This is a genomic window from Amnibacterium sp. (assembly GCF_025463795.1).
In the GTDB taxonomy this organism is placed as follows: Bacteria; Actinomycetota; Actinomycetes; order Actinomycetales; family Microbacteriaceae; genus Amnibacterium.
On the sequence record NZ_JAODBE010000166.1, the window covers coordinates 1 to 20,096 of the forward strand.

At 73.0% G+C, this 20,096-nt stretch carries 19 protein-coding genes, 1 pseudogene and 1 riboswitch; of the genes and pseudogenes, 14 read left to right on the top strand and 6 right to left on the bottom strand.

From position 1 onward, the window contains the following. From JWQ92_RS14055 to JWQ92_RS14075, 5 genes are all read left to right on the top strand, one after another. Positions 1-1,130: DUF6350 family protein (locus tag JWQ92_RS14055; protein WP_297345087.1), on the top strand; the 1,130-nt coding region annotated here is incomplete at its 5' end. A gap of 9 nt (positions 1,131-1,139) precedes the next feature. Next, the gene (purN, locus tag JWQ92_RS14060) at positions 1,140-1,730 is read left to right on the top strand and encodes a phosphoribosylglycinamide formyltransferase (protein ID WP_297345088.1); all 591 of its coding nucleotides are present in this window, start codon (positions 1,140-1,142) and stop codon (positions 1,728-1,730) included. Further along, positions 1,727-3,286 (top strand): bifunctional phosphoribosylaminoimidazolecarboxamide formyltransferase/IMP cyclohydrolase, encoded by a 1,560-nt coding sequence (gene purH, locus JWQ92_RS14065; RefSeq protein WP_297345089.1) that lies wholly within the window; start codon positions 1,727-1,729, stop codon positions 3,284-3,286. The genes purN and purH overlap by 4 nt, the downstream gene beginning before the upstream one ends. A gap of 369 nt (positions 3,287-3,655) precedes the next feature. Further along, the gene (locus tag JWQ92_RS14070) at positions 3,656-5,407 is read left to right on the top strand and encodes an ABC transporter ATP-binding protein (protein ID WP_297345090.1); all 1,752 of its coding nucleotides are present in this window, start codon (positions 3,656-3,658) and stop codon (positions 5,405-5,407) included. Next, positions 5,404-7,212 (top strand): ABC transporter ATP-binding protein, encoded by a 1,809-nt coding sequence (locus tag JWQ92_RS14075; protein WP_297345091.1) that lies wholly within the window; start codon positions 5,404-5,406, stop codon positions 7,210-7,212. The genes JWQ92_RS14070 and JWQ92_RS14075 overlap by 4 nt, the downstream gene beginning before the upstream one ends. A gap of 89 nt (positions 7,213-7,301) precedes the next feature. On the opposite strand, the gene JWQ92_RS14080 is transcribed toward JWQ92_RS14075, so the two are convergent. Both JWQ92_RS14080 and JWQ92_RS14085 read right to left on the bottom strand, forming a co-directional pair. Further along, complete coding sequence (locus JWQ92_RS14080; RefSeq protein WP_297345092.1) at positions 7,302-7,625, bottom strand: MGMT family protein; 324 nt, start codon at positions 7,623-7,625, stop codon at positions 7,302-7,304. 229 nt (positions 7,626-7,854) lie between these two features. Next, the gene (locus JWQ92_RS14085; protein ID WP_297345093.1) at positions 7,855-8,307 is read right to left on the bottom strand and encodes a GNAT family N-acetyltransferase; all 453 of its coding nucleotides are present in this window, start codon (positions 8,305-8,307) and stop codon (positions 7,855-7,857) included. A 155-nt stretch (positions 8,308-8,462) separates the two neighbouring features. Here JWQ92_RS14085 and JWQ92_RS14090 point away from each other — a divergent pair, with 155 nt between their 5' ends. Beyond that, positions 8,463-9,677, top strand: coding sequence for an NADP-dependent isocitrate dehydrogenase (locus tag JWQ92_RS14090; RefSeq protein WP_297345094.1), 1,215 nt, complete (start codon positions 8,463-8,465; stop codon positions 9,675-9,677). A gap of 68 nt (positions 9,678-9,745) precedes the next feature. Here JWQ92_RS14090 and JWQ92_RS14095 read toward each other — a convergent pair whose 3' ends face one another. Further along, a complete protein-coding gene (locus JWQ92_RS14095) occupies positions 9,746-10,198 on the bottom strand; it encodes an Hsp20/alpha crystallin family protein (RefSeq protein WP_297345095.1) in 453 nt (150 codons plus the stop codon). 249 nt (positions 10,199-10,447) lie between these two features. Here JWQ92_RS14095 and JWQ92_RS14100 point away from each other — a divergent pair, with 249 nt between their 5' ends. Further along, positions 10,448-10,783, top strand: coding sequence for an ATP-dependent DNA ligase (locus tag JWQ92_RS14100; RefSeq protein ID WP_297345096.1), 336 nt, complete (start codon positions 10,448-10,450; stop codon positions 10,781-10,783). Then, a complete protein-coding gene (locus JWQ92_RS14105) occupies positions 10,780-11,133 on the top strand; it encodes a hypothetical protein (RefSeq protein ID WP_297345097.1) in 354 nt (117 codons plus the stop codon). Before JWQ92_RS14100 ends, JWQ92_RS14105 begins: the two co-directional genes overlap by 4 nt. Positions 11,134-11,139: 6 nt before the next feature. On the opposite strand, the gene purU is transcribed toward JWQ92_RS14105, so the two are convergent. Next, on the bottom strand, positions 11,140-11,994 hold the full coding sequence (gene purU, locus JWQ92_RS14110) for a formyltetrahydrofolate deformylase (RefSeq protein WP_367276742.1): 855 nt from the start codon (positions 11,992-11,994) through the stop codon (positions 11,140-11,142). Between the two features lie 125 nt (positions 11,995-12,119). Here purU and JWQ92_RS14115 point away from each other — a divergent pair, with 125 nt between their 5' ends. From JWQ92_RS14115 to JWQ92_RS16945, 3 genes and pseudogenes are all read left to right on the top strand, one after another. After that, positions 12,120-13,073: a MoxR family ATPase gene (locus JWQ92_RS14115; protein ID WP_297345106.1), complete on the top strand. Its 954-nt coding sequence runs from the start codon at positions 12,120-12,122 to the stop codon at positions 13,071-13,073. Between the two features lie 21 nt (positions 13,074-13,094). Further along, positions 13,095-14,231 (top strand): DUF58 domain-containing protein, encoded by a 1,137-nt coding sequence (locus JWQ92_RS14120; protein ID WP_297345099.1) that lies wholly within the window; start codon positions 13,095-13,097, stop codon positions 14,229-14,231. 76 nt (positions 14,232-14,307) lie between these two features. Next, positions 14,308-15,747, top strand: a pseudogene (locus tag JWQ92_RS16945) (DUF3488 and transglutaminase-like domain-containing protein); the annotation flags it as partial. Between the two features lie 86 nt (positions 15,748-15,833). On the opposite strand, the gene JWQ92_RS14135 reads toward JWQ92_RS16945, so the two are convergent. After that, complete coding sequence (locus JWQ92_RS14135; RefSeq protein ID WP_297345102.1) at positions 15,834-16,001, bottom strand: hypothetical protein; 168 nt, start codon at positions 15,999-16,001, stop codon at positions 15,834-15,836. 398 nt (positions 16,002-16,399) lie between these two features. Next, a riboswitch (ZMP/ZTP riboswitch) is annotated at positions 16,400-16,481 on the top strand. Between the two features lie 48 nt (positions 16,482-16,529). On the opposite strand from JWQ92_RS14135, the gene glyA reads away from it, so the two are divergent. The 3 genes from glyA to JWQ92_RS14150 are packed head-to-tail and all read left to right on the top strand — an operon-like array spanning position 16,530 to position 19,655. Further along, entirely contained in the window at positions 16,530-17,825 is a 1,296-nt protein-coding gene (glyA, locus tag JWQ92_RS14140) for a serine hydroxymethyltransferase (protein ID WP_297345103.1), read from the top strand. Further along, a complete protein-coding gene (locus JWQ92_RS14145) occupies positions 17,822-18,721 on the top strand; it encodes a bifunctional methylenetetrahydrofolate dehydrogenase/methenyltetrahydrofolate cyclohydrolase (protein ID WP_297345104.1) in 900 nt (299 codons plus the stop codon). The genes glyA and JWQ92_RS14145 overlap by 4 nt, the downstream gene beginning before the upstream one ends. A 10-nt stretch (positions 18,722-18,731) precedes the next feature. After that, on the top strand, positions 18,732-19,655 hold the full coding sequence (locus JWQ92_RS14150) for an aldose 1-epimerase family protein (protein WP_297345105.1): 924 nt from the start codon (positions 18,732-18,734) through the stop codon (positions 19,653-19,655). Between the two features lie 54 nt (positions 19,656-19,709). On the opposite strand, the gene JWQ92_RS14155 is transcribed toward JWQ92_RS14150, so the two are convergent. Next, positions 19,710-20,096 (bottom strand): DUF3054 domain-containing protein (locus tag JWQ92_RS14155; protein ID WP_367276743.1); only part of this gene is annotated, 387 nt, incomplete at its 5' end.

Below are 20,096 nucleotides of genomic sequence, written 5' to 3' on the forward strand. Positions count from 1 at the left end.
GCTGGTCGGCCCTGCTCGTCGGCGCGCTCGACGCCGCGGTCGCGGTCGCGCTGCCGGTCGGGGTGCTCGTGGTCGCCGCCCTCGTCGCCTGGGCGGGCCTCGGCGCGACCGGCGGGTGGAGGCCGTACCTCTCCGCGGCGGCGGACGTCTGGTTCCTCGGCCACGGCGTCGACGTCGTCGTGCCGGCCGCGACGCCGTTCCCGGTGACCATCGCGCTGCTCGGCCCGGCGCTCGTCACCGCGCTGGCCGGGGTTCGGGCAGGACGGCGCGCGGGCGCCACCGCGCTGCCTGGCGCCGCGGTCGCGGCGGGGGTCGTGGTGGTCCTGATCGCCTCGATGCTGCTCGTGCTGCTCACCCGTTCCCGGACGGCCGGCCCCGACGTCGTGCAGGCCGTGCTGCTGCCGGCCGCCGTCTACCTCGCGGCGCTGCTCGCCGGCCTGCTGCCGGGGCACCGGCCCGCTCGGGGTGGCCCCGTCGTGGCGGGCCTGCGCGCCGGTACCGGCGCCGCGGCCATCGTGCTCGCCGCCGCGGCGGTCGCGGTGGTGGTGCTGCTCGCCGTCCACCTGCCCACCGTCGTCGGACTCTACGAGTCCTCCGGGGCCGGCGTCGCAGGCGGCCTCGCGCTCACGGCGCTGCAGATCGCGGCGCTGCCGACCGTCGTCGTGTGGGCGGCCGCGTGGCTCACGGGTGCCGGCTTCTCGCTCGGCGCCGGATCCTCCGTCGGCCCGCTCGGCACCGTCGTCGGGCCGCTGCCCTCCGTCCCGTTGCTCGGTGCCGTTCCTCAGGACCCCGGCCACTACGGGGTCGCCCTCGTGCTCGTGCCGGTGCTCGCAGGCGTCGGCGTCGGCCTAGCCGGAACGCTGCGGGGCCGGGGCCGCGGGGGAGCGCTGCACCTGGTCACGGCGGCGTTCGTCGCCGGCGCCACGGCCGGGGTCCTGCTCGGGCTGCTGTCGGTCGCCGCGTCCGGCGCGATCGGCCCCGGCAGGCTGACCGAGGTCGGTCCCGACGCCGTGCAGGTCGCCTGGCGGAGCGCTGCCGAGGTGGGGGTCGCCGCGCTGCTCGCCGGAGCCGTGGTGCGCCGCCGTCCGCGCGAGGCGAGCGAGCGGACGGCCGCGGAGGCGCCCCGCTAGGCTGCCGGGGTGCTCGCGGTCGTCGTCCTGATCTCGGGTAGCGGCACCAACCTGCGGGCGCTGCTCGAGCGCTGCACCGACGCGGCCTTCCCGGTCCGCGTGGTCGCGGTCGGCGCCGATCGCGACGCCCCCGGCACCGAGCACGCCGAGGAGTTCGGCGTGCCCTCGTTCCTCGTCCCCTTCCCCTACTACCCGTCCCGGGAGGCGTGGGGCGACGCCCTGCTCGCCGAGGTGGCGAAGTGGGGCCCCGACGTCGTCGTGCTGTCCGGGCTGATGCGGCTGCTGCCGCCCCGGGTGGTCGACGCCCTCGCGCCGCGCCTCCTGAACACGCACCCGGCGTACCTGCCCGAGTTCCCCGGCGCGCACGCCGTGCGCGACGCCCTCGCGGCCGGGGTGCAGGAGACCGGGGCGAGCGTGATCGTCGTCGACCACGGCGTCGACAGCGGTCCGGTGCTCGCCCGGGAGCGGGTCCCCGTGCTGCCGGGCGACACGGAGTCCGTGCTGCACGACCGGATCAAGCCGGTGGAGCGGCGGCTGCTCGCCGAGGTGCTCGAGGGCGTGGCCACGGGGCGGATCGATCTGAAGGAGCGGGTGGCATGAGCGGGCAGCGGGACCGGATCCGGATCAGCAGGGCGCTGCTGTCGGTGAGCGACAAGCGCGGCCTCGTCGACCTCGGGCGTGCCCTCGCCGAGGCGGGCGTCGTCCTCGTCTCGACGGGCTCCACGGCAGCGGTGCTCGTCGGCGCCGGGCTGCCGGTCACGGAGGTCGCGGAGGTGACCGGCTTTCCGGAGAGCCTCGACGGCCGGGTGAAGACGCTGCATCCGGCCATCCATGCCGGCCTGCTCGCCGACCTGAACCGGCCCGAGCACGCCGAGCAGCTCGGGCAGCTCGGCATCGAGCCCTTCGAGCTCGTCGTGTCGAGCCTCTACCCCTTCGAGCGCACGGCGGCCTCCGGGGCCGACGACGCGGCGATCATCGAGCAGATCGACATCGGCGGTCCGGCGCTGGTGCGCGCCGCCGCGAAGAACCACGCGAACGTCGCGGTCGTCACCTCCGTGGCGCAGTTCGACGGCATCGTCGCGGCCCTCGCCGACGGCGGCACGACGCTCGAGCAGCGCCGCGCGCTCGCCGCAGCGGCGTTCGGCCGCATCGCCGACTACGACCGGGCCATCGCCGAGTGGTTCCTCGCGGAGCCCGACGCCCCGGATGTGGTGGAGGGGGAGTTCCGCTTCGCGGTCGCTCCGCTCCGCTACGGGGAGAACGCCCACCAGTCCGCGTCGCTCTGGCGGGATCCGAGCGGGCGCGGCCTCGCCCAGGCCGAGCAGCTCCACGGCCGCGAGATGAGCTACAACAACTACGTCGACGCGGACGCGGCCGTGCGGGCGGTGCTCGACTTCGACGAGCCGGCCGTCGCCGTCGTGAAGCACGCCAACCCCTGCGGCATCGCCGTCGCCCCGCCGCGCGCCCCGGACGCGATCGCCGCGGCCCACCGCAGGGCCAACGACTGCGATCCCGTCTCCGCCTTCGGCGGGGTCATCGCCGCGAACCGCACCGTCACCCTCGGCATGGCGGAGGCCGTCGCGCAGATCTTCACCGAGGTGGTCGTCGCGCCCGACTTCGAGCCGGCGGCGCTCACCGTGCTGTCGGCGAAGAAGAACATCCGCCTCCTCCGGCTGCCCGCCGGCTTCACGCAGCCGGCGACCGAGTTCCGGCAGGTCTCGGGCGGGGTGCTCGTGCAGGAGCCGGACCGGTTCGCGGCGCTCGACCCCTCGTCGTGGCGGCAGGTGACGGGCGCTCCCGTCGACGAGGAGACACTCGCCGATCTGGTGTTCGCCTGGAAGGCGTGCCGGTCCGTGAAGTCGAACGCGATCCTCCTCGCCGACCGCGGCGCCGCCGTGGGGATCGGCATGGGACAGGTCAACCGGGTCGACTCCTGCCACCTCGCGGTGACACGCGCAGGCAGCAGGGCCGCGGGCTCGGTGGCCGCGTCCGACGCCTACTTCCCGTTCGCGGACGGCGCCCAGGTGCTGCTCGACGCCGGCGTGCGGGCGATCGTGCAGCCGGGCGGATCCGTGCGCGACGCCGAGGTCATCGCGGCCGTCGAGGCCGCGGGCGTGCCCATGCTCCTCACGGGGGAGCGCCACTTCTTCCACTGACCGGGAATTCTGAGCGGTTCCCCCGTGTTCTTGGGGTTCGTGCAAGCGGTCCCATAGACTTCAAGGCTCCCTCGGCCCGCCGGCCCCGGGAGCCGGCCGGGCCGCACCGGTCGCGAGGGGTAGGAGGCCGCCATGAACCCGATTCTCATTCCCGGGTCCGTCGTTCCCGCCCGTCCGGTCCGCCTCGCCTGACCGCGACCCGGACCGCTCCCTCCTCCCGCGCCACCCGGCGCAGCCCTGCCCGCGCCGACGACGGCGCATCCCCGTCGACCGGCCGCATGCGACCCGTGCGCGCCGTTACGAAGGACCGCTGTGACTCGAACCGCCAAGCCGGCCAGGCCGATGCGCGCCCCATCCACCTTCACCGCCATGCGCAAGCTGATGCCGTTCGCTCGGCCGGCGATCCGGAGCGTGCTGATCGCGATGGTGATGGCGCTCGCCGCCTCACTGGTCTCGCTCGCGATCCCGCAGGTGCTGCAGCGCCTCGTCGACGGGCCGCTCCGCTCCGGGGATCCCTCGGCGGTGCCCGGCGCCGTCGTGCTCGTCGCCGTGCTCGGCGCGGTCGAGGCCGGCCTCTACGCGCTCCGGCGCGCCTACATCATCGGCCCGGCCACCGGCGTCGAGACCCGGATGCGTCGCGCCTTCTACGCGAAGCTGCAGGACCTGCCGGTCGCCTTCCACGACCGCTGGCCGAGCGGCCAGCTGCTGTCCCGCTCGATGAGCGACCTCAGCCTCGTCCGGCGGTTCATCGCCTTCGGCGTCGTCTACCTCGTGGTGAACGTCATCACGATCGGGATCGGCGTCGTCGTGCTGCTGTTCCTGAACCCGTTGCTCGCCGTGATCTTCACGCTCTGCTCCATCCCGCTCTGGATCAACGGCTTCCGGTTCGAGCAGCGGTACAACGTCGTCGCCCGGCGCAGCCAGGACCAGGCCGGGGACCTCGCGACCCTCGTCGAGGAGTCGGTGCACGGCATCCGGGTGCTGAAGGCGTTCGGCCGCGGCCGGACCGCGCTCGAGCAGTTCGCCAGCCGGGCGGAGGAGCTGCGCGGCACCGAGATCGAGAAGTCGCGGGCCGTCGCGGGGATATGGTTGTGGCTGCTGCTCGTGCCCGACGTCGCGTTCGCGTTCTGCCTGCTCGTCGGGGTGTGGCAGGCGTCGCTCGGCCACATCACCGTCGGCGGCCTCGTCGCCTTCTTCGCCACCGCCACCGTGCTGCGCTTCCCGCTCGAGTCGATCGGGTTCCTGCTGTCCATGCTCTTCGACACCCGAGCGGCCGTCGACCGCCTCTCGGAGGTGTTCGAGAGCGAGAACACCGTGCGCGACCCCGAGCATCCCGTGCACATCACGGAGGCGCGCGGTCGGCTCTCCTTCGATGGCGTGCGGTTCGCCTACCCGGACACGACCGCCGACGGCCCCGCCCTGCTCGAGCACGTGGACCTGGCCATCGAGCCGGGGGAGACGATGGCGCTGGTCGGCCTGACCGGGTCGGGCAAGACGACGATGGTCGAGCTCGCCGGCCGCCTCTACGACGTGACCGGCGGCGCGATCCGCCTCGACGGCGTCGACATCCGCGACCTCACCCGCGAGGAGCTCCGCACCCACATCGCGATGGCGTTCGAGGACGCGACGCTGTTCTCGGCGAGCGTCCGCGACAACGTGCTGCTCGGTCGGCCCGACGCCGGGGAGGAGGCGCTCGTCGAGGCGCTCGAGATCGCGCAGGCGTCGTTCGTCTACGACCTGCCCGAGGGCCTCGACACCCGCATCGGTGAGGAGGGGCTCAGCCTCTCCGGCGGCCAGCGGCAGCGGCTCGCGCTCGCGCGCGCGGTCGCGGCGAACCCCGCCGTGCTCGTGCTCGACGACCCGCTGTCCGCGCTCGACGTCGACACGGAGGCGCTCGTCGAGGCCGCCCTGCGGCGCGTGCTCACGCGCACCACCGCGCTGATCGTCGCCCACCGGCCGTCGACGGTGCAGCTCGCCGACCGGGTCGCCCTGCTCGAGGACGGTCGGATCCTCGACGTGGGCACCCACTCGGAGCTGCTCGCCCGCAGCGACCGCTACCGCTTCGTGATCTCGAGCTTCGACGACCGGCCGCAGCGCGACCGTGAGGAGGTGCGGGCATGACCGTGCTCGGGGTGCAGGGCGAGGAACGCGGAGCGGACCTCAGCCGATCGGAACGACGCCAGCTGCGCCGGCGGTCGCTCCGCCTGCTCGGCAGCCTGGTGCAGCCGCTTCGCCGACGCCTCGCGCTGACGATGGCGCTCGTCGTCGCGAGCACCGCGCTCCAGGCGCTCGGCCCGGCCGTGATCGCGTGGGGGATCGACACCGGTCTCCCCGCGCTGGTGAAGGGCATGGCGCTGCCGCTCGTGGGCGCGGTCGCGATCTACCTCGTCGCCGGCGTGCTGGCGGGCACCCTCATCGCGGCGTACACGATCCAGACCGCCCAGATCAGCCAGGCGATCCTGATCGACCTGCGCAAGCGCGTCTTCCTGCAGACGCAGCGGCTCAGCCTCGAGTTCCATGAGACCTACACGTCGGGCCGGATCATCTCTCGGCAGACGAGCGACCTCGACTCGATCCGGGAGCTGCTCGACGGCGGCGTGAACGAGCTCGTGATGAGCGTGCTCTACATGCTCTTCACGGCGGTCGGCCTGGTGCTCGTCGATCCGACGAGCGGACTCGTTCTCGTGTGCTCGTTCCTGCCGCTCGCCCTGCTGCTCGGCTGGTTCCAGCGCAGGTCCGAGGCCGTCTTCCGGGAGTCGCGGGTCGCTTCGGCGAAGCTCATCGTGCACTTCGTCGAGACCATGACCGGGATGCGGGCGGTGCAGGCCTTCCGCAAGGAGGCCCGCAACAACGACGAGTACGGCGAGCTCGCCGAGAACTACCGGCGGATCAACGCGCGTTCCATCCGCCTGTTCGCCGTGCTCGACCCCGGGCTCACCCTGATCGGGAACCTGACCGTCGCGGTCGTGCTGCTGATCGGCGGCTTCCGCGTCGCGACGGGCGGGCTCGCGATCGGCGTGCTGCTCGCCGCCGTGCTGTACTCCCGCCGGTTCTTCGACCCGATGGAGGATCTCGCCACCTTCTACAACTCCTACCAGTCGGCGGCGGCGGCGCTCGAGAAGGTGTCGGGGGTGCTCGAGGAGCGTCCCACGGTGCCCGAGCCGATCTCGCCGGTACCCCTGCCGCCCGCACGGGGGAACGTGCGCTTCGAGCAGGTGCGGTTCGGCTACAAGGAGGGCCGCGAGGTCCTGCCGCTGTTCGACCTCGACGTGCCCGCGGCCCAGACGATCGCACTCGTCGGGTCCACCGGGGCGGGCAAGTCGACGCTCGCGAAGCTGATCGCCCGGTTCTACGACCCGAGCGACGGCCGCATCACCCTCGACGGCGTGGACCTGCGCGATCTGGCGAGCAACGACCTGCACCGCGCCATCGTGATGGTGACGCAGGAGGCGTACCTCTTCTCGGGGTCGGTCGCGGACAACATCGCGCTCGGCCGGCCCGGGGCCTCCCGCGCCGAGATCGTGGCCGCGGCCGAGGCGGTCGGGGCGGATCCGTTCATCCGGAGCCTCCCGAACGGCTACGACACGGACGTGAACAAGCGTGGCGGGCGCGTCTCGGCCGGGCAGCGGCAGCTGATCTCGTTCGCGCGGGCGTTCCTGGCGGACCCGGCCGTGCTGATCCTCGACGAGGCCACCGCGTCGCTCGACATCCCGAGCGAGCGGCTCGTTCAGCGTGCGCTGCAGACCCTGCTCGCCGACCGGACCGCGCTGATCATCGCTCACCGGCTCTCGACGGTCGCGATCGCGGACCGGGTGCTCGTGATGGAGGGCGGCCGGATCGTCGAGGACGGTTCCCCCGACGACCTCATCGCCGGCACGGGCCGCTTCGCGACACTCCACGCCGCCTGGAAGGACAGCCTGGTCTGAGCTCATGGACGTCGCGCGCGGTCCGGCCGGCCGCGCTGGGCCCACAGAGGGTGTCCCCGGTCGGGGAGGGCGCCGGGCGCCCGTCGCGGTCAACTCGGGGACCAGAGGGCGCGCTTCAGGTCGATGCGGTAGCCCGCCGGGGTGTCCGCCGGGACGAGCGGGGTGCCCTCCGCCTCGTAGTGGGCGCGCGCCGCGGCCTCGTGGCCGGTCGGCGGATGACCTCCCGCTCGCACCACCCGCCACCAGGCGACGGTCGAGCCGTGGTACCGCATCACCATGCCCACGGCCCGCGCACCGGCGCGCCCGAACGTCCAGGCGACGTCGCCGTACGTCATGACCCGACCGGCGGGGATGGTGTCGACGACCTGGAGCACGGCATCCGTGTAGTCCCCGCCCCGCTCGAACACCGCCATCAGACGGCCACGATCCGCATGCGGAGAGGGAACCTCATGGTGTGGCGACGTGCCTCATGGCGAGCCGATCCCGAGAACGGAGCGGAGGGCCCTGATGGTGCGCTGATGTGGGGACCGGCGTTCTGCCTCATGGTGACCCGATCTCGAGAACGGGAGGCCGGGCGCTCGCGCGCGGCCGGCCGGACTGCCCACGACGTCTTCGACGCGTGTACGCGTCGAAGACCATGGGCTACAGCGTCAGCGCGCCGATCACTTCGCCGAACTGGGTCTCGCCGATGGGCTGGAAGCCCAGGTGGAGGAAGAACTCCTCCGGTCCCTCCTCGCCGCGCTCCCAGATGACGGTGAGCCGGGTGAAGCCGCGCTTGCGCGCCTCGTCGGCGAGTCCCTGGACGGCGAAGCGGCCGACACCGCGGCCCTGGGCGCTCGCCTTCACGTTGATCGACCAGACGCAGCAGCGGAACTCCTCGCGCGGCTCGTCGGGGTCGAGGTTGCCCTTGATGAAGCCGACGACCTCCTTGCCGTCGAGGACGACGCGGGGCCAGGATCCGGACTGGTTCAGGGTGCGTTCCGCCTCCGCGAGCGAGACGGGCGTGGCGTACGCCTCCTGCCCCGGCTTCAGGGTGAGGGAGTTCGCCGCGACGATGTTCGTCGCGTTGAGCGCTTCGAGGCGGAGCGTCGACATGGGCACAGGCTAGTGGGGCCGCCCATGGCCGGTCGACGCCCGGGCGGCCGCGGCCGTTCCGACGCCCACCGAACGTCGACGGAGGCCTCGATAGCATGGCGGGCGGCCCGGCGAGGAACGAAGCAGCGGGGCCCCGTGGACGCGAGAGGAACAGCGTGGAGAAGATCAAGGTCGAGGGCACGGTCGTCGAGCTCGACGGCGACGAGATGACGCGGATCATCTGGCAGTCGATCAAGGACACGCTCATCCACCCGTACCTCGACGTGAACCTCGAGTACTACGACCTCGGCATCGAGAAGCGCGACGAGACCGACGACCGCATCACGGTGGAGGCCGCCGAGGCGATCAAGAAGCACGGCGTCGGCGTCAAGTGCGCGACGATCACCCCCGACGAGGCGCGCGTCGAGGAGTTCGGCCTGAAGAAGATGTGGCGCAGCCCGAACGGCACGATCCGCAACATCCTCGGCGGCGTGATCTTCCGCGAGCCGATCGTCATCTCGAACATCCCGCGCCTCGTGCCGGGCTGGAACAAGCCGATCGTGATCGGCCGTCATGCGTTCGGCGACCAGTACCGCGCCACCGACTTCCGGTTCGAGGGCCGGGGCACGCTCACGATCAGCTTCCAGCCCGAGGACGGCGGCGAGGCGCAGTCGTTCGAGGTGTTCCGGTCACCGGGCGGCGGCGTCGCCATGGCGATGTACAACCTCGACGACTCCATCCGCGACTTCGCCCGCGCGAGCTTCAACTACGGCCTGGACCGCGGCTACCCGGTCTACCTGTCGACGAAGAACACGATCCTGAAGGCCTACGACGGTCGCTTCAAGGACCTGTTCCAGGAGATCTTCGACGCGGAGTACAAGGAGCGGTTCGATGCGGCCGGCCTCACCTACGAGCACCGTCTCATCGACGACATGGTCGCCTCGTCCCTGAAGTGGGAGGGCGGCTACGTCTGGGCGTGCAAGAACTACGACGGCGATGTGCAGTCCGACACGGTCGCTCAGGGCTTCGGGTCGCTCGGGCTCATGACGAGCGTGCTCACCACGCCCGACGGCAAGGTCGTCGAGGCGGAGGCCGCGCACGGCACGGTGACGCGCCACTACCGCCAGCACCAGCAGGGCAAGCCGACCTCGACGAACCCGATCGCGTCGATCTACGCGTGGACCCGCGGGCTCGCGCATCGCGGCAAGCTCGACGGCAACCAGGCGCTGATCGGCTTCGCCGACACCCTCGAGGACGTCGTCGTGAAGACCGTGGAGAGCGGCGCCATGACGAAGGACCTCGCCCTGCTCGTCGGCCCGGACCAGCCGTGGCAGACGACCGAGGAGTTCCTCGCGACCCTCGCCGACAACCTGAGGACGCGCCTCGGCTGAGCGGTGGAACGCGCAGGGCGGGTGCCTCCTCTCGTGGAGGCACCCGCCCTGCGGGTGTGCGAGGGGCGTCAGGCCGAGATGGCCGTCTGCTGCTGCTCCGACGTACGGACCTGCTGGGTGGATCCGGAGGTCGTGACCTCGATGCGGCGCGGCTTCGCGCGCTCGCTGACGGGGATGGTGACGAGCAGCACGCCGTTCTCGTAGGAGGCGGTGATGTGCTCGGTGTCCACGCCCGAGCCGACGTTCAGCTGTCGCAGGAACGAGCCGCTCTGGCGCTCGCGCGCGAGCCACTTCACGCCCTCGGTGCTGCGGAGCGTGCGCTCCGCCCGGATGGTGAGCAGCTGCCCGTCGACGTCGATGTCGACCGACCCCGGGTCGATGCCAGGCAGGTCGGCCGCCAGCACGTAGTGGTCGCCGTCGCGGAAGAGGTCCATCGGCATCAGCCGCGGTCCCTGCCGGGTGTCGAGGAGCGCTGAGGCCATGCGGTCCAGCTCGCGGAACGGGTCGAAGGTCGTCGCCATGATGTGCTCCTTTCGAATCGGAGCGGATCCGTCGCCGAGCGCGGATCCGCTGCGGAACATGTCGCCGGGAACTGAACCGGCGAGGTTGAGTGTACTGCGCTCAACACTGACTTCGCTAGCACTCTTCCCCTTCGAGTGCCAGGTCTCGGCGGATTTTCAGCACTCACGGTCGACTCCGAAGCTGCTGTGCATGGATGCGTTAGGTTTCCGACCACCTGACCTTCCACCCGACCGATCGGATCCTCTGCGATGGGCGCACTGATCTACGGCACGAACGCCCCGGTCCCCGTCGACGACCGGGCCCTGATGCATCTCCAGCTCGTCATCTACTCGAAGCTGCGGGCCCAGGAGTCCTTCCCCTTCAACTGGAAGGACGAGCCGGGCGTGGGCGACGGACACGGCTCCGTCTGGATCTCGCCCGGCGTGCCGATCGTGTTCAAGTACGCCGGCAGCCGGGATCCCTCGGTGAACCGGGAGTGGCTGCGCGTGCTGCGGGAATCGGCGAACCAGCCGTCGGGCCTGCGGCTCATCCCGGAACCACCGATCCCCGCCAACGGCGGTCGAAGCGAGCAGGGGGCCGCATGAAGCACATCTCCTACACCGACACCGTGATCGACACCGAGGGACGGCTCGCGGACCTCGTGCTCGAGTACGCGAAGGTGCTCGCGCGAACGGACTCCGCCGACACGATCAGCATCCCGTACCGCAGCGAGTCCGGGGCCGTCGAGCAGATGACGATGCTCGTCGGACCGGCCAGTCAGCTGACCAGCTGGGGCGAGGACGACGGGGACAGCCTCGGGGCGGTGGCCGACGAGGCCGCCGACGAGCTGCAGCGGCTCATCCGGGAGCGCACGCCCGCGTTCGTCGAGCCGGACAGGGGCGAGCCCGAGGCCGGGATCGACGACTTCGACGACGTCGGAGGGCCGGCCGACTGACCGGCGTCAGCGGAAGATGATCGTGCGCCGGCCGTCGAGCAGCACGCGGTCCTCCGCGAACCACTTGACCGCTCGGGTCAGGGTGCGGCTCTCCTCGTCCTGACCGATCGCGATGAGCTCGCGGACCGACTGGGCGTGGTCGACGCGCACGACGTTCTGCTCGATGATCGGGCCCTCGTCGAGGTCGCTCGTCACGAAGTGGGCGGTCGCGCCGATCAGCTTCACGCCCCGCGCGTGCGCCTGCTTGTAGGGATTGGCACCCTTGAATCCCGGCAGGAACGAGTGGTGGATGTTGATCGCCCGGCCCGTCAGCCGCTCGCAGAGGGCGGGCGAGAGGATCTGCATGTAGCGCGCGAGCACCACGAGCTCGATCGCATGCTCGTCGACCGCGGCGACCACCCGCTCCTCGAACGCCGCCTTGCCGGCCGGCGACGTGATCGCGTGGGACTCGAACGGGACGCCGTAGAAGCCGGCGAGCCCGGCGAGCGTCGCGTGGTTGCCGAGCACCAGGGGGATCTCGACCGCGAGGTCGCCGGACCGCTGCCGGAACAGCAGGTCGTTCAGGCAGTGCGCGGCGGTGGAGACGAGCACGAGGGTGCGCAGCGGGCGCCCGACCACGTCGAGCCGCCACTCGATGTCGAACCGGCCGGCGACCGGGGCGAGCACCGCGGCGAACCGCTCCCGCGTCGCGGTCGCCTGCACCTGCAGCCGCATGAAGAACCGGCCGGTGTCGGCGCTCGAGAACTGCTGGCTCTCGGTGATGTTGCCGCCGGCCTCGACGATCGCACCGCTGACGGCGTGCACGATGCCGGGACGGTCCGCGCACGCCAGAGTCAGCACCCAGTGCGTGCTCGCCGTCACGGCGCTCACTGTATCCACAGCGGGCTCGCGCCTCCCGCGCGCAGCCGGTCCTCTCCCGTCGTTTATGGTGATGCCACCGCTCATCCGGAGGCCAGATCATCGACCGCACCGCTCTCGACGCCGAGATCCCGGCGGACGTCCGTCCTGCCGCCGAGCGCATCGTCGCCGCCGTCGCCACTGTGATCGACGGGAAGAACGACGTCATCCGCGCCGCGCTCGCCGTCATGCTCGCCGGCGGCCATCTGCTCATCGAGGACGTGCCCGGCGTCGGCAAGACGGTGCTCGCGAAGGCGCTGGCGAGAGCGACCGGCGGCACGGTGAGCCGCATCCAGTTCACGCCCGACCTGCTGCCGTCGGACGTGACCGGCGTCTCCGTCTTCGACCAGAACCTCGGCCGGTTCGAGTTCAAGCCGGGTGCCGTGTTCGCGAACGTCGTCGTCGGCGACGAGATCAACCGCGCCTCCCCGAAGACCCAGTCCGCGCTGCTCGAGTGCATGGAGGAGGGCCAGGTCACCGTCGACGGCGAGACGTGGCCCCTGCCCGAGCCGTTCACGGTCGTCGCGACCCAGAACCCGGTCGACATGGAGGGCACGTACGCGCTCCCGGAGGCGCAGCGCGACCGCTTCATGGCCCGCATCTCGATGGGCTACCCCGACCAGGAGTCGGAGCGGTCGATGCTCCGCTCCCACGACCGCACGGATCCGATGGACGACCTGGAACCGGTGCTCACCCCCGGCCAGCTCGCCGCGCTGTCCCGCGCCGCCCGTGCCGTCTTCGTGTCCCACGCGGTCGAGACCTACGTGCTGAGCATCGTCGCCGCCACCCGCACCCACCCGGAGGTGCGGCTGGGCGCGAGCCCGCGCGCGAGCCTGCAGCTGGTCCGCGCGGCCAAGGCCGCCGCCCTGCTCGACGGCCGCGACTTCGTGCTGCCGGACGACGTCGAAGCGCTCGCCGGCACGGTGCTCGCGCACCGCCTCATCCTGCGGCGCTCCGGGCTCGACGCCCGCGAGGGCCAGACCGAGGCGGCGCGGCGCATCGTCGAACGGGTGGTGAAGGCGACGCCCGTGCCGCTGCAGTAGATGCGCCGTCGACTCCCTCCGGTGCGGCTCACCCGGCGTGGCTGGGGACTCGCGATCACCGCGTTCCTCGGCGTCGTCGCGGCCTACGTCGCCGGCTGGCCGGCGCTGCTCGCCGTGGCGCTGTTCCTCGGCGGGCTCGTGGGCGCAGGCGCGCTGGCGGTGGCGCTCGTGCCGACCAGGGCGACCGCCGAGCGCCGCCTGGCGCCCGACGTCACCGAGCCGGGCAGGGCCGTGACCGTGCGACTCACCATCGCCGGGCACGCGTCCGCCGGTGCGGAGTGGCGCGACGACACGAACCGTCGGCTCGAGGTCATCGGGTCGGCCAGCGGCCGCCTCCCGCGCCTCGGTGGGGGGACGACCGCCGTCGAGGTCGAGTACGAGGTGGTCGCGCGACGCCGCGGCCGGATCCCGGTCGGTCCGCTGCTCGTCGAGCGCACGGATCCGCTCGGGGTCGCGACCGCGAAGCGCCGGTCGGGCGAGCCGGCCCAGCTCACCGTGCTGCCCGTCGTGCACGAGGTGCTCCCACCCGTCGCGGCGACCCGCGTCGACCTGGACCCCGACGCGGCGGCCGTGTTCGGGATGGCGGGCGAGCAGCGCGACATCATCGCGCGCGAGTACCGCGCAGGCGATCCGATGCGCAGCGTCGACTGGCGCTCGACCGCGCACCGCGGCGAGCTCATGGTCCGCGCCGAGGCCGCTGCCGCGGCCGTCTCGACCGCGCTCGCCTTCGACGCGCGCGAGGCCGTCTGGCCGGACGAGCGCACCTTCGAGTGGGGCGTCGAGGCCGCGGCGTCCCTCGTCGCCGCGGTGGGGCGGCGCGGATCGGCGGTGCGCTTCGCCACCGACGGCAGCACCCCCGTGCGCGCAGACGCCGACCGCACCCTGATCTCGCTCGCGACGATCAGCCGCACGGAGGACGGACCGGATCCGGCCGACCTCGTGCGCCGGCTGCGTGGTCAGGACGTGCAGGTGCTGCACCTGATCACGGGCGTCGGCGCGCTGCGCGATCTCGGCCGGCTCCCGCCGCTCGGCCAGGGGACCGTCGGCCTCGTGTCGCTCATCGGCGCTCCGCTCGAGCCCGTGCCCGCCGCGCGGGGCTGGCGCATCCAGGTGATCGATCCGACGCGACCGGTGGAGGAGGCGTGGGCGCGTGGGTGAGCCGAGGGGGAACGGTCTCCTGTCCGCCGCGGGCGCGCTGGCGGTGCTCGTGGCGACCCTGTCGTTCCTGCCGGTCGTGCAGGGCACGGACTGGTGGTGGGCCGCGGTCGTCTTCGTGATCGCCGCCACCGCGGTGAGCGCGTGGGCCAGGCGTCTCGGCGCACCGACCGCGGCCGGGGCCGTGCTCGCGATCACGACCGTGCCGCTGCTCGCCACCGCGTTCGACGGGCAGGGGCAGGGCCTGCTCGTGCTCCTGCCGACCACCGGATCCTCGAACGCGGTGCTGCAGGTGCTGAACGACGCGTGGGCGCAGATCTACGCGGACTCCGTGCCCGCGGAGCCGTCGGCGGGGATCCTGCTGCTCATCGCCGTGGGTTCTGCTGCTGCGGCGGTGCTCGTCGACGCCGTCGCGGTCGGCCTTCGGGCGCCGCTCGCCGCGATGCTCGCCGTGCTCGCCCTCGCGATCGTGCCGGGCCGGTCGCTGCACACCGGTACGAACGGCTGGCTGCTCGTCGCGGTCGCGGTCGCGGTGCTGCTCGTGATCGCGGCGGACCGGCGCCGGCGCGGCATCGCGCCTCGGGTGGCCGGGTTGATCGGCGGCGGGGCCGCCGCTCTCGTGCTCGCCCTCGCGGCCCAGCTGGTGCTGCCCGCGCCGTTCGCGTCCGACGCCCAGGGCCTGCCGTTGCAGCCGCTGTTCGGCTCCGGTGTCGATCCGCTCATCCGGCTCGGGGACAACCTGCGCCGGGGGCCGCAGGAGCCCGTGCTCAGCTACACGACCAGCACGGACGACGACGTGTACCTGCGCCTCGCGGTCCTCGAGAACTTCACGGGCGCCACCTGGATGCCGAACGAGGCCGACCACTACGGGGTCGGGTTGCGGGACGCCGCGCCGCCGGTGCCCGGCCTCACCGGTGGCACGGGCGGCACGGTGACCACGCGGATCACGACCGCGACCGACAGCGCGATCGGCGCCCGGCTGCCGCTGCCGTACCCGGCGCGCACGGTCGACGGCGTCTTCGGGTTCGACTGGGACTCCAGGGGGCTGACCCTCGTGCGCCGCGACACGACCACCTCCGTCCGCTCGTACACGGTGGACAGCGTCGCCGTCGACACGAGCGCGGCGGCCCTCCGGTCGGCGACGACCTCGCTGCCTGCGGCGGATCGCGGTTCGCTCGCCGTGCCCGGCACCGTGCCCGGCATCATCACGAGCACCGCGGCCGCATGGACGAAGGGCGCGAGCAGCCCGTACGCCAAGGCGGTCGCGATCCAGAACCACCTCCGCGACGGCGCCTTCCTCTACGACGAGCAGACGCCGGCCCAGCAGGGGTACGACGGTGACGGGCTCGGGGTGATCGCGAAGTTCCTCTCCGTGAAGTCGGGCTACTGCGTGCACTTCGCGTCGACCATGGCCGTGATGGCCCGCCTGGAGGGCATCCCCGCACGCGTGGTCGTGGGGTACCAGCCGGGCGAGCGGACCGTGGTCGGCGGCAAGAACGTCTACGAGGTGACGAGCGACGACCTGCACGCATGGCCGGAGCTGTACTTCGACGGAATCGGCTGGGTGCGGTTCGAGCCGACGCCCGGGCGAGGCGTCGTGCCGAGCTACGCTCCGCAGCCGAAGACCTCCGAGGCGGCGAACGCGCCGTCGGCGAAGTCCGACCGGGTCAGCGCCACACCGACCGCCGCGCCGAGCACGACCCCGTCCGCCGCGGCGGGCGGCAGCTCGAGCGGCCCGACGGACTCGGCGGTACCGGGCGTGCTCCGCGGCATCGGGATCGCGCTCCTCGTCGTGCTGCTCGCCCTGCTGCCGGCGGGGCTGCGCCGGTTCGTGCGACGACGACGGCTCGCGCGCCTCACGCGAGGCGGCCCCGCGGAGATCGGATGGCAGGAGGTCGTCGACACCGGCGCCGATCTCGGCCACGCGCCGCCGTCGGGGCTCAGCCTGCGGGCATCCGAGCTGTCCCTGCGTCACGACCTCGGCGGTGCGTCCGACGCCGTCTCGGCGCTCACCCGCATCCGCGACGCCTACGAGCGGCAGGTCTACGGCGGGCGCGTGCAGACGGTCACCGCGGGCGACGTGGGCACGGTGCTCACGGCGCTGCGCGAGCGCGCACCCCTGCTCGCGCGGCTGCGCGCTGCTCTGGCGCCGCGGTCGCTCGTTGGTACGATGACCCGGTCGCGACTGGCGTTCAGGTGGTCACCACCGGGGAGCGACTGAGACACGAAGCGCCGTACGCCTGGGCCGCCCCGTACCGCCCGTGCGCACCGGCCCGGGTGGACCATCCCCGAGGAGACGCCATGACCGACACCACCACCGTCCGCTCGTCCACGTTCTCGGCGCCGCTCGCCGAGGTGGATCCGGAGATCGCCGCCGTGCTCGGCGAGGAGCTGAACCGGCAGCGCATGACGCTCGAGATGATCGCGAGCGAGAACTTCGTGCCCCGCGCCGTGCTGCAGGCCACCGGCAGCGTGCTCACCAACAAGTACGCCGAGGGCTACCCGGGCAAGCGCTACTACGGCGGCTGCGAGTTCGTCGACGTCGCCGAGCAGCTCGCGATCGACCGGGCGAAGTCGCTCTTCGGCGCCGGCTACGCCAACGTGCAGCCGCACTCCGGCGCGACGGCGAACGCCGCCGTGCTCGCCGCCCTCGCGCAGCCCGGCGACACGATCCTCGGCCTCGAGCTCGCCCATGGCGGCCATCTCACGCACGGGATGAAGCTGAACTTCTCGGGCAAGCTCTACAACGCGGTGGCGTACGGCGTCGACCCGACGACCTTCCGGATCGACATGGACCGGGTGCGCGACGCCGCGCTCGAGCACCGGCCGACCGTGATCATCGCCGGCTGGAGCGCGTACTCGCGGCAGCTCGACTTCGCGGCGTTCCGTGAGATCGCCGACGAGGTCGGCGCGAAGCTCTGGGTCGACATGGCGCACTTCGCCGGGCTCGTCGCTGCGGGGCTGCACCCGTCGCCCGTCCCGCACGCGGACGTGGTCTCGACGACGGTGCACAAGACGCTCGGCGGCCCGCGCTCCGGCCTGCTCGTCGCGCGCGACGACACCTACGCGAAGAAGCTGAACTCGGCGGTGTTCCCCGGCCAGCAGGGCGGACCGCTCATGCACGTCATCGCGGCGAAGGCGACGGCTTTCAAGCTCGCGGCGACCGACGAGTTCCGCGACCGCCAGGCCCGCACGATCGAGGGCGCGAAGCTGCTCGCCGAGCGGCTCACCGCGCCCGATTCGCGCGCGGCCGGCGTGGACGTGCTCACCGGCGGCACCGACGTGCATCTCGTGCTCGCCGATCTGCGCGACTCCGCGATCGACGGCCGCCAGGCCGAGGACCTCCTTCACGACGCGGGCATCACGGTGAACCGCAACGCCGTGCCGTTCGACCCCCGGCCGCCGATGACCACGTCCGGGGTGCGCATCGGCACCGCCGCCCTCGCGACGCGCGGCTTCGCGGCCGACGAGTTCCGTCAGGTCGCCGACGTCATCGCCCGCACCCTGCAGCCGGGCGCCGACGTCGCGGAGCTGCGTGGCGAGGTGGCGGCGCTCGCCGGCCGCTTCCCGCTCTACGAGGGCCTCGAGGAGTGGTGAGACGGGCGGCCGCCACGGCCGTCCGCCTCGACGGCGCCGCGACCGCGGCGGGGCTGCGCCACGAGCTCCTCGCCCGGGTCGCGGCGCTCCGCGGCGCCGGCGTGCGGCCCGGGCTCGGCACGCTGCTCGTCGGAGACGATCCCGCGTCCGTCGCCTACGTCGCAGGCAAGCACCGCGACTGCGCCGAGGTGGGCATCGCGTCGATCCGTATCGACCTGCCGGCCGGCGCGAGCGAGGCCGCAGTGCTCGAGGCCGTCGACGCGTTGAACGAGGACCCGGCGGTCACCGGATTCCTGGTGCAGCTGCCGCTGCCGGCCGGCAGCGACGAGCGCCGCGTGCTCGAGGCCGTCGAGCCGGGCAAGGACGCGGACGGCCTGCATCCGTCGAACCTCGGGCGACTCGCGCTCGCCGTGGAGGGACCGGTCGGCGCTCCGCTGCCCTGCACGCCCGCCGGGATCCTCGAGCTGCTCCGCCGGTACGACGTTCCGCTCGCAGGACGGCACGTCGTCGTGGTCGGCCGCGGCATCACGGTCGGCCGTCCGCTCGGGCTGCTGCTCAGCCGGAAGGGGGTCGACGCCACCGTCACCCTCGCCCACTCCCGCACGACCGAGCTGCCCGCGCTGACGCGCCGCGCGGACGTGGTCGTCGTCGCTGCGGGCGTCCCGCACCTCGTGACGCCCGACTGGATCCGGCCCGGGGGCGCCGTCGTGGACGTGGGCCTGACCCGGGTCACCGTCGACGGCCGGACGCGCCTCCTCGGCGACGTGCATCCCGACGTCGCGGGAGTCGCCGGGCACCTGTCGCCGGTGCCCGGCGGCGTCGGCCCGATGACCCGCGCGATGCTCATCACGAACGTCGTGGCGGCCGCAGAGCGTGCGCTCGGGCTCGCCTCCTAGATTCGCTGCCATGGCAGATCCGGCGACCGGTGAGCAGTTCGTCCTGACCCTCGACAGCGGCGCGGTGACGGCGACCGTCGCCGAGCTGGCGGCGAGCCTGCGGGAGCTCGTCGTCGACGGGGTGCGCCTCGTGCAGGACTACGGCGCGGGCGCGCTGCCGTCGCAGGCCTCCGGCATCACCCTCGTGCCGTGGCCGAACCGCGTGCGCGGCGGCCGCTGGGCCCTGGACGGCGCCGAGCAGCAGCTCGACCTCACGGAGCCGGCCCGCGGCAACGCGACGCACGGGCTCCTCCGCAACACCGGCTACCGCGTGACCGACCGCAGCGAAGCGGCGATCACGCTGTCGGCTCCCGTCTTCCCGCAGCACGGCTACCCGTTCCACCTCGACACCTCGGTCCGGTTCGAGCTCGGCGCCGAAGGCCTCACGGTGACGCACGGCATCCACAACGCCGGCGACGCGCCTGCGCCGGTCGGCATCGGCGTGCATCCGTACCTCCGCGTCGGCGACACCCCCTTCGAGGAGCTGACCGTCACCGTCGTCGCGTCGACGGCGATCATCGCGGACGACGCGAAGATCCCTGTGGGGGAGCAGCCGGTCGAGGGCACGGACCTCGATCTGCGCGCCGGCAAGCGGCTCGCCGGCGTCACCCTCGACCAGGGCTACACCGGCATCGCGCTCGCCGGGGGACTCGTCCGGCACCGCCTCACGGCGCCGGACGGCTCCGGCGTCGAGCTGTGGGGCGAGCCCGACTTCGCCTACACGCAGGTGTTCACGACCGACATCTACGAGACGGACGACGGCCGGATCTCCGCCGTCGCGATCGAGCCCATGACGTGCGCCGCCGACGCCCTCAACTCCGGGCGCGGCCTGCGCCGACTCGATCCCGGCGACCAGTGGGTGACGAGCTGGGGACTCACGCGCATCCGGCCCTGAGACCGAGATGCGGCGCGAACGGGCGAGACCGGGACGCCGGCAGGGCGTGCGCGCTCAGCGGGGGCGGCTGCCCCGGTAGGACGGGCGCGTCGAGCGGCGGTCGAGCGCGACGAGGAGCACCCGCCAGCCGATGAGGAACGCACCGAGCACGATGCTCGCGACGACCACGAACGCGAACGGGGCGCCCTGGCCCGAGACGAGCCGCAGCAGCAGCCCGACGACCACGGTGACGACCCAGACGACGAGCCCGGTGCCGCCGATCGCCATCGGGCGCCGCCACGCTCGGGCGGCGCCCCAGCCGGCGGCGAGGCCCACGAGGAACGGCCAGAACGTCGTGGCGAAGCCGCCGGGGCTGAGTCGCTCGCCGTGGCTCGACCGGCCGAGCAGCACGAAGACGACCAGGAGCACCAGATCCACCACGGCCGCCACGGGGACGGGCGG

Bases quoted from the DNA above. Each gene is read 5' to 3' on its own strand.
- purH (WP_297345089.1), top strand. From the start codon at position 1,727: ATGAGCGGGCAGCGGGACCGGATCCGGATCAGCAGGGCGCTGCTGTCG.
- JWQ92_RS14070 (WP_297345090.1), top strand. From the start codon at position 3,656: ATGCGCAAGCTGATGCCGTTCGCTCGGCCGGCGATCCGGAGCGTGCTG.
- JWQ92_RS14075 (WP_297345091.1), top strand. From the start codon at position 5,404: ATGACCGTGCTCGGGGTGCAGGGCGAGGAACGCGGAGCGGACCTCAGC.
- JWQ92_RS14080 (WP_297345092.1), bottom strand. From the start codon at position 7,625: ATGGCGGTGTTCGAGCGGGGCGGGGACTACACGGATGCCGTGCTCCAG.
- JWQ92_RS14085 (WP_297345093.1), bottom strand. From the start codon at position 8,307: ATGTCGACGCTCCGCCTCGAAGCGCTCAACGCGACGAACATCGTCGCG.
- JWQ92_RS14095 (WP_297345095.1), bottom strand. From the start codon at position 10,198: ATGGCGACGACCTTCGACCCGTTCCGCGAGCTGGACCGCATGGCCTCA.
- JWQ92_RS14100 (WP_297345096.1), top strand. From the start codon at position 10,448: ATGGGCGCACTGATCTACGGCACGAACGCCCCGGTCCCCGTCGACGAC.
- JWQ92_RS14105 (WP_297345097.1), top strand. From the start codon at position 10,780: ATGAAGCACATCTCCTACACCGACACCGTGATCGACACCGAGGGACGG.
- JWQ92_RS14135 (WP_297345102.1), bottom strand. From the start codon at position 16,001: ATGCCGCGGAGCACGCCCGGTACCGCCGAGTCCGTCGGGCCGCTCGAG.
- glyA (WP_297345103.1), top strand. From the start codon at position 16,530: ATGACCGACACCACCACCGTCCGCTCGTCCACGTTCTCGGCGCCGCTC.
- JWQ92_RS14150 (WP_297345105.1), top strand. From the start codon at position 18,732: ATGGCAGATCCGGCGACCGGTGAGCAGTTCGTCCTGACCCTCGACAGC.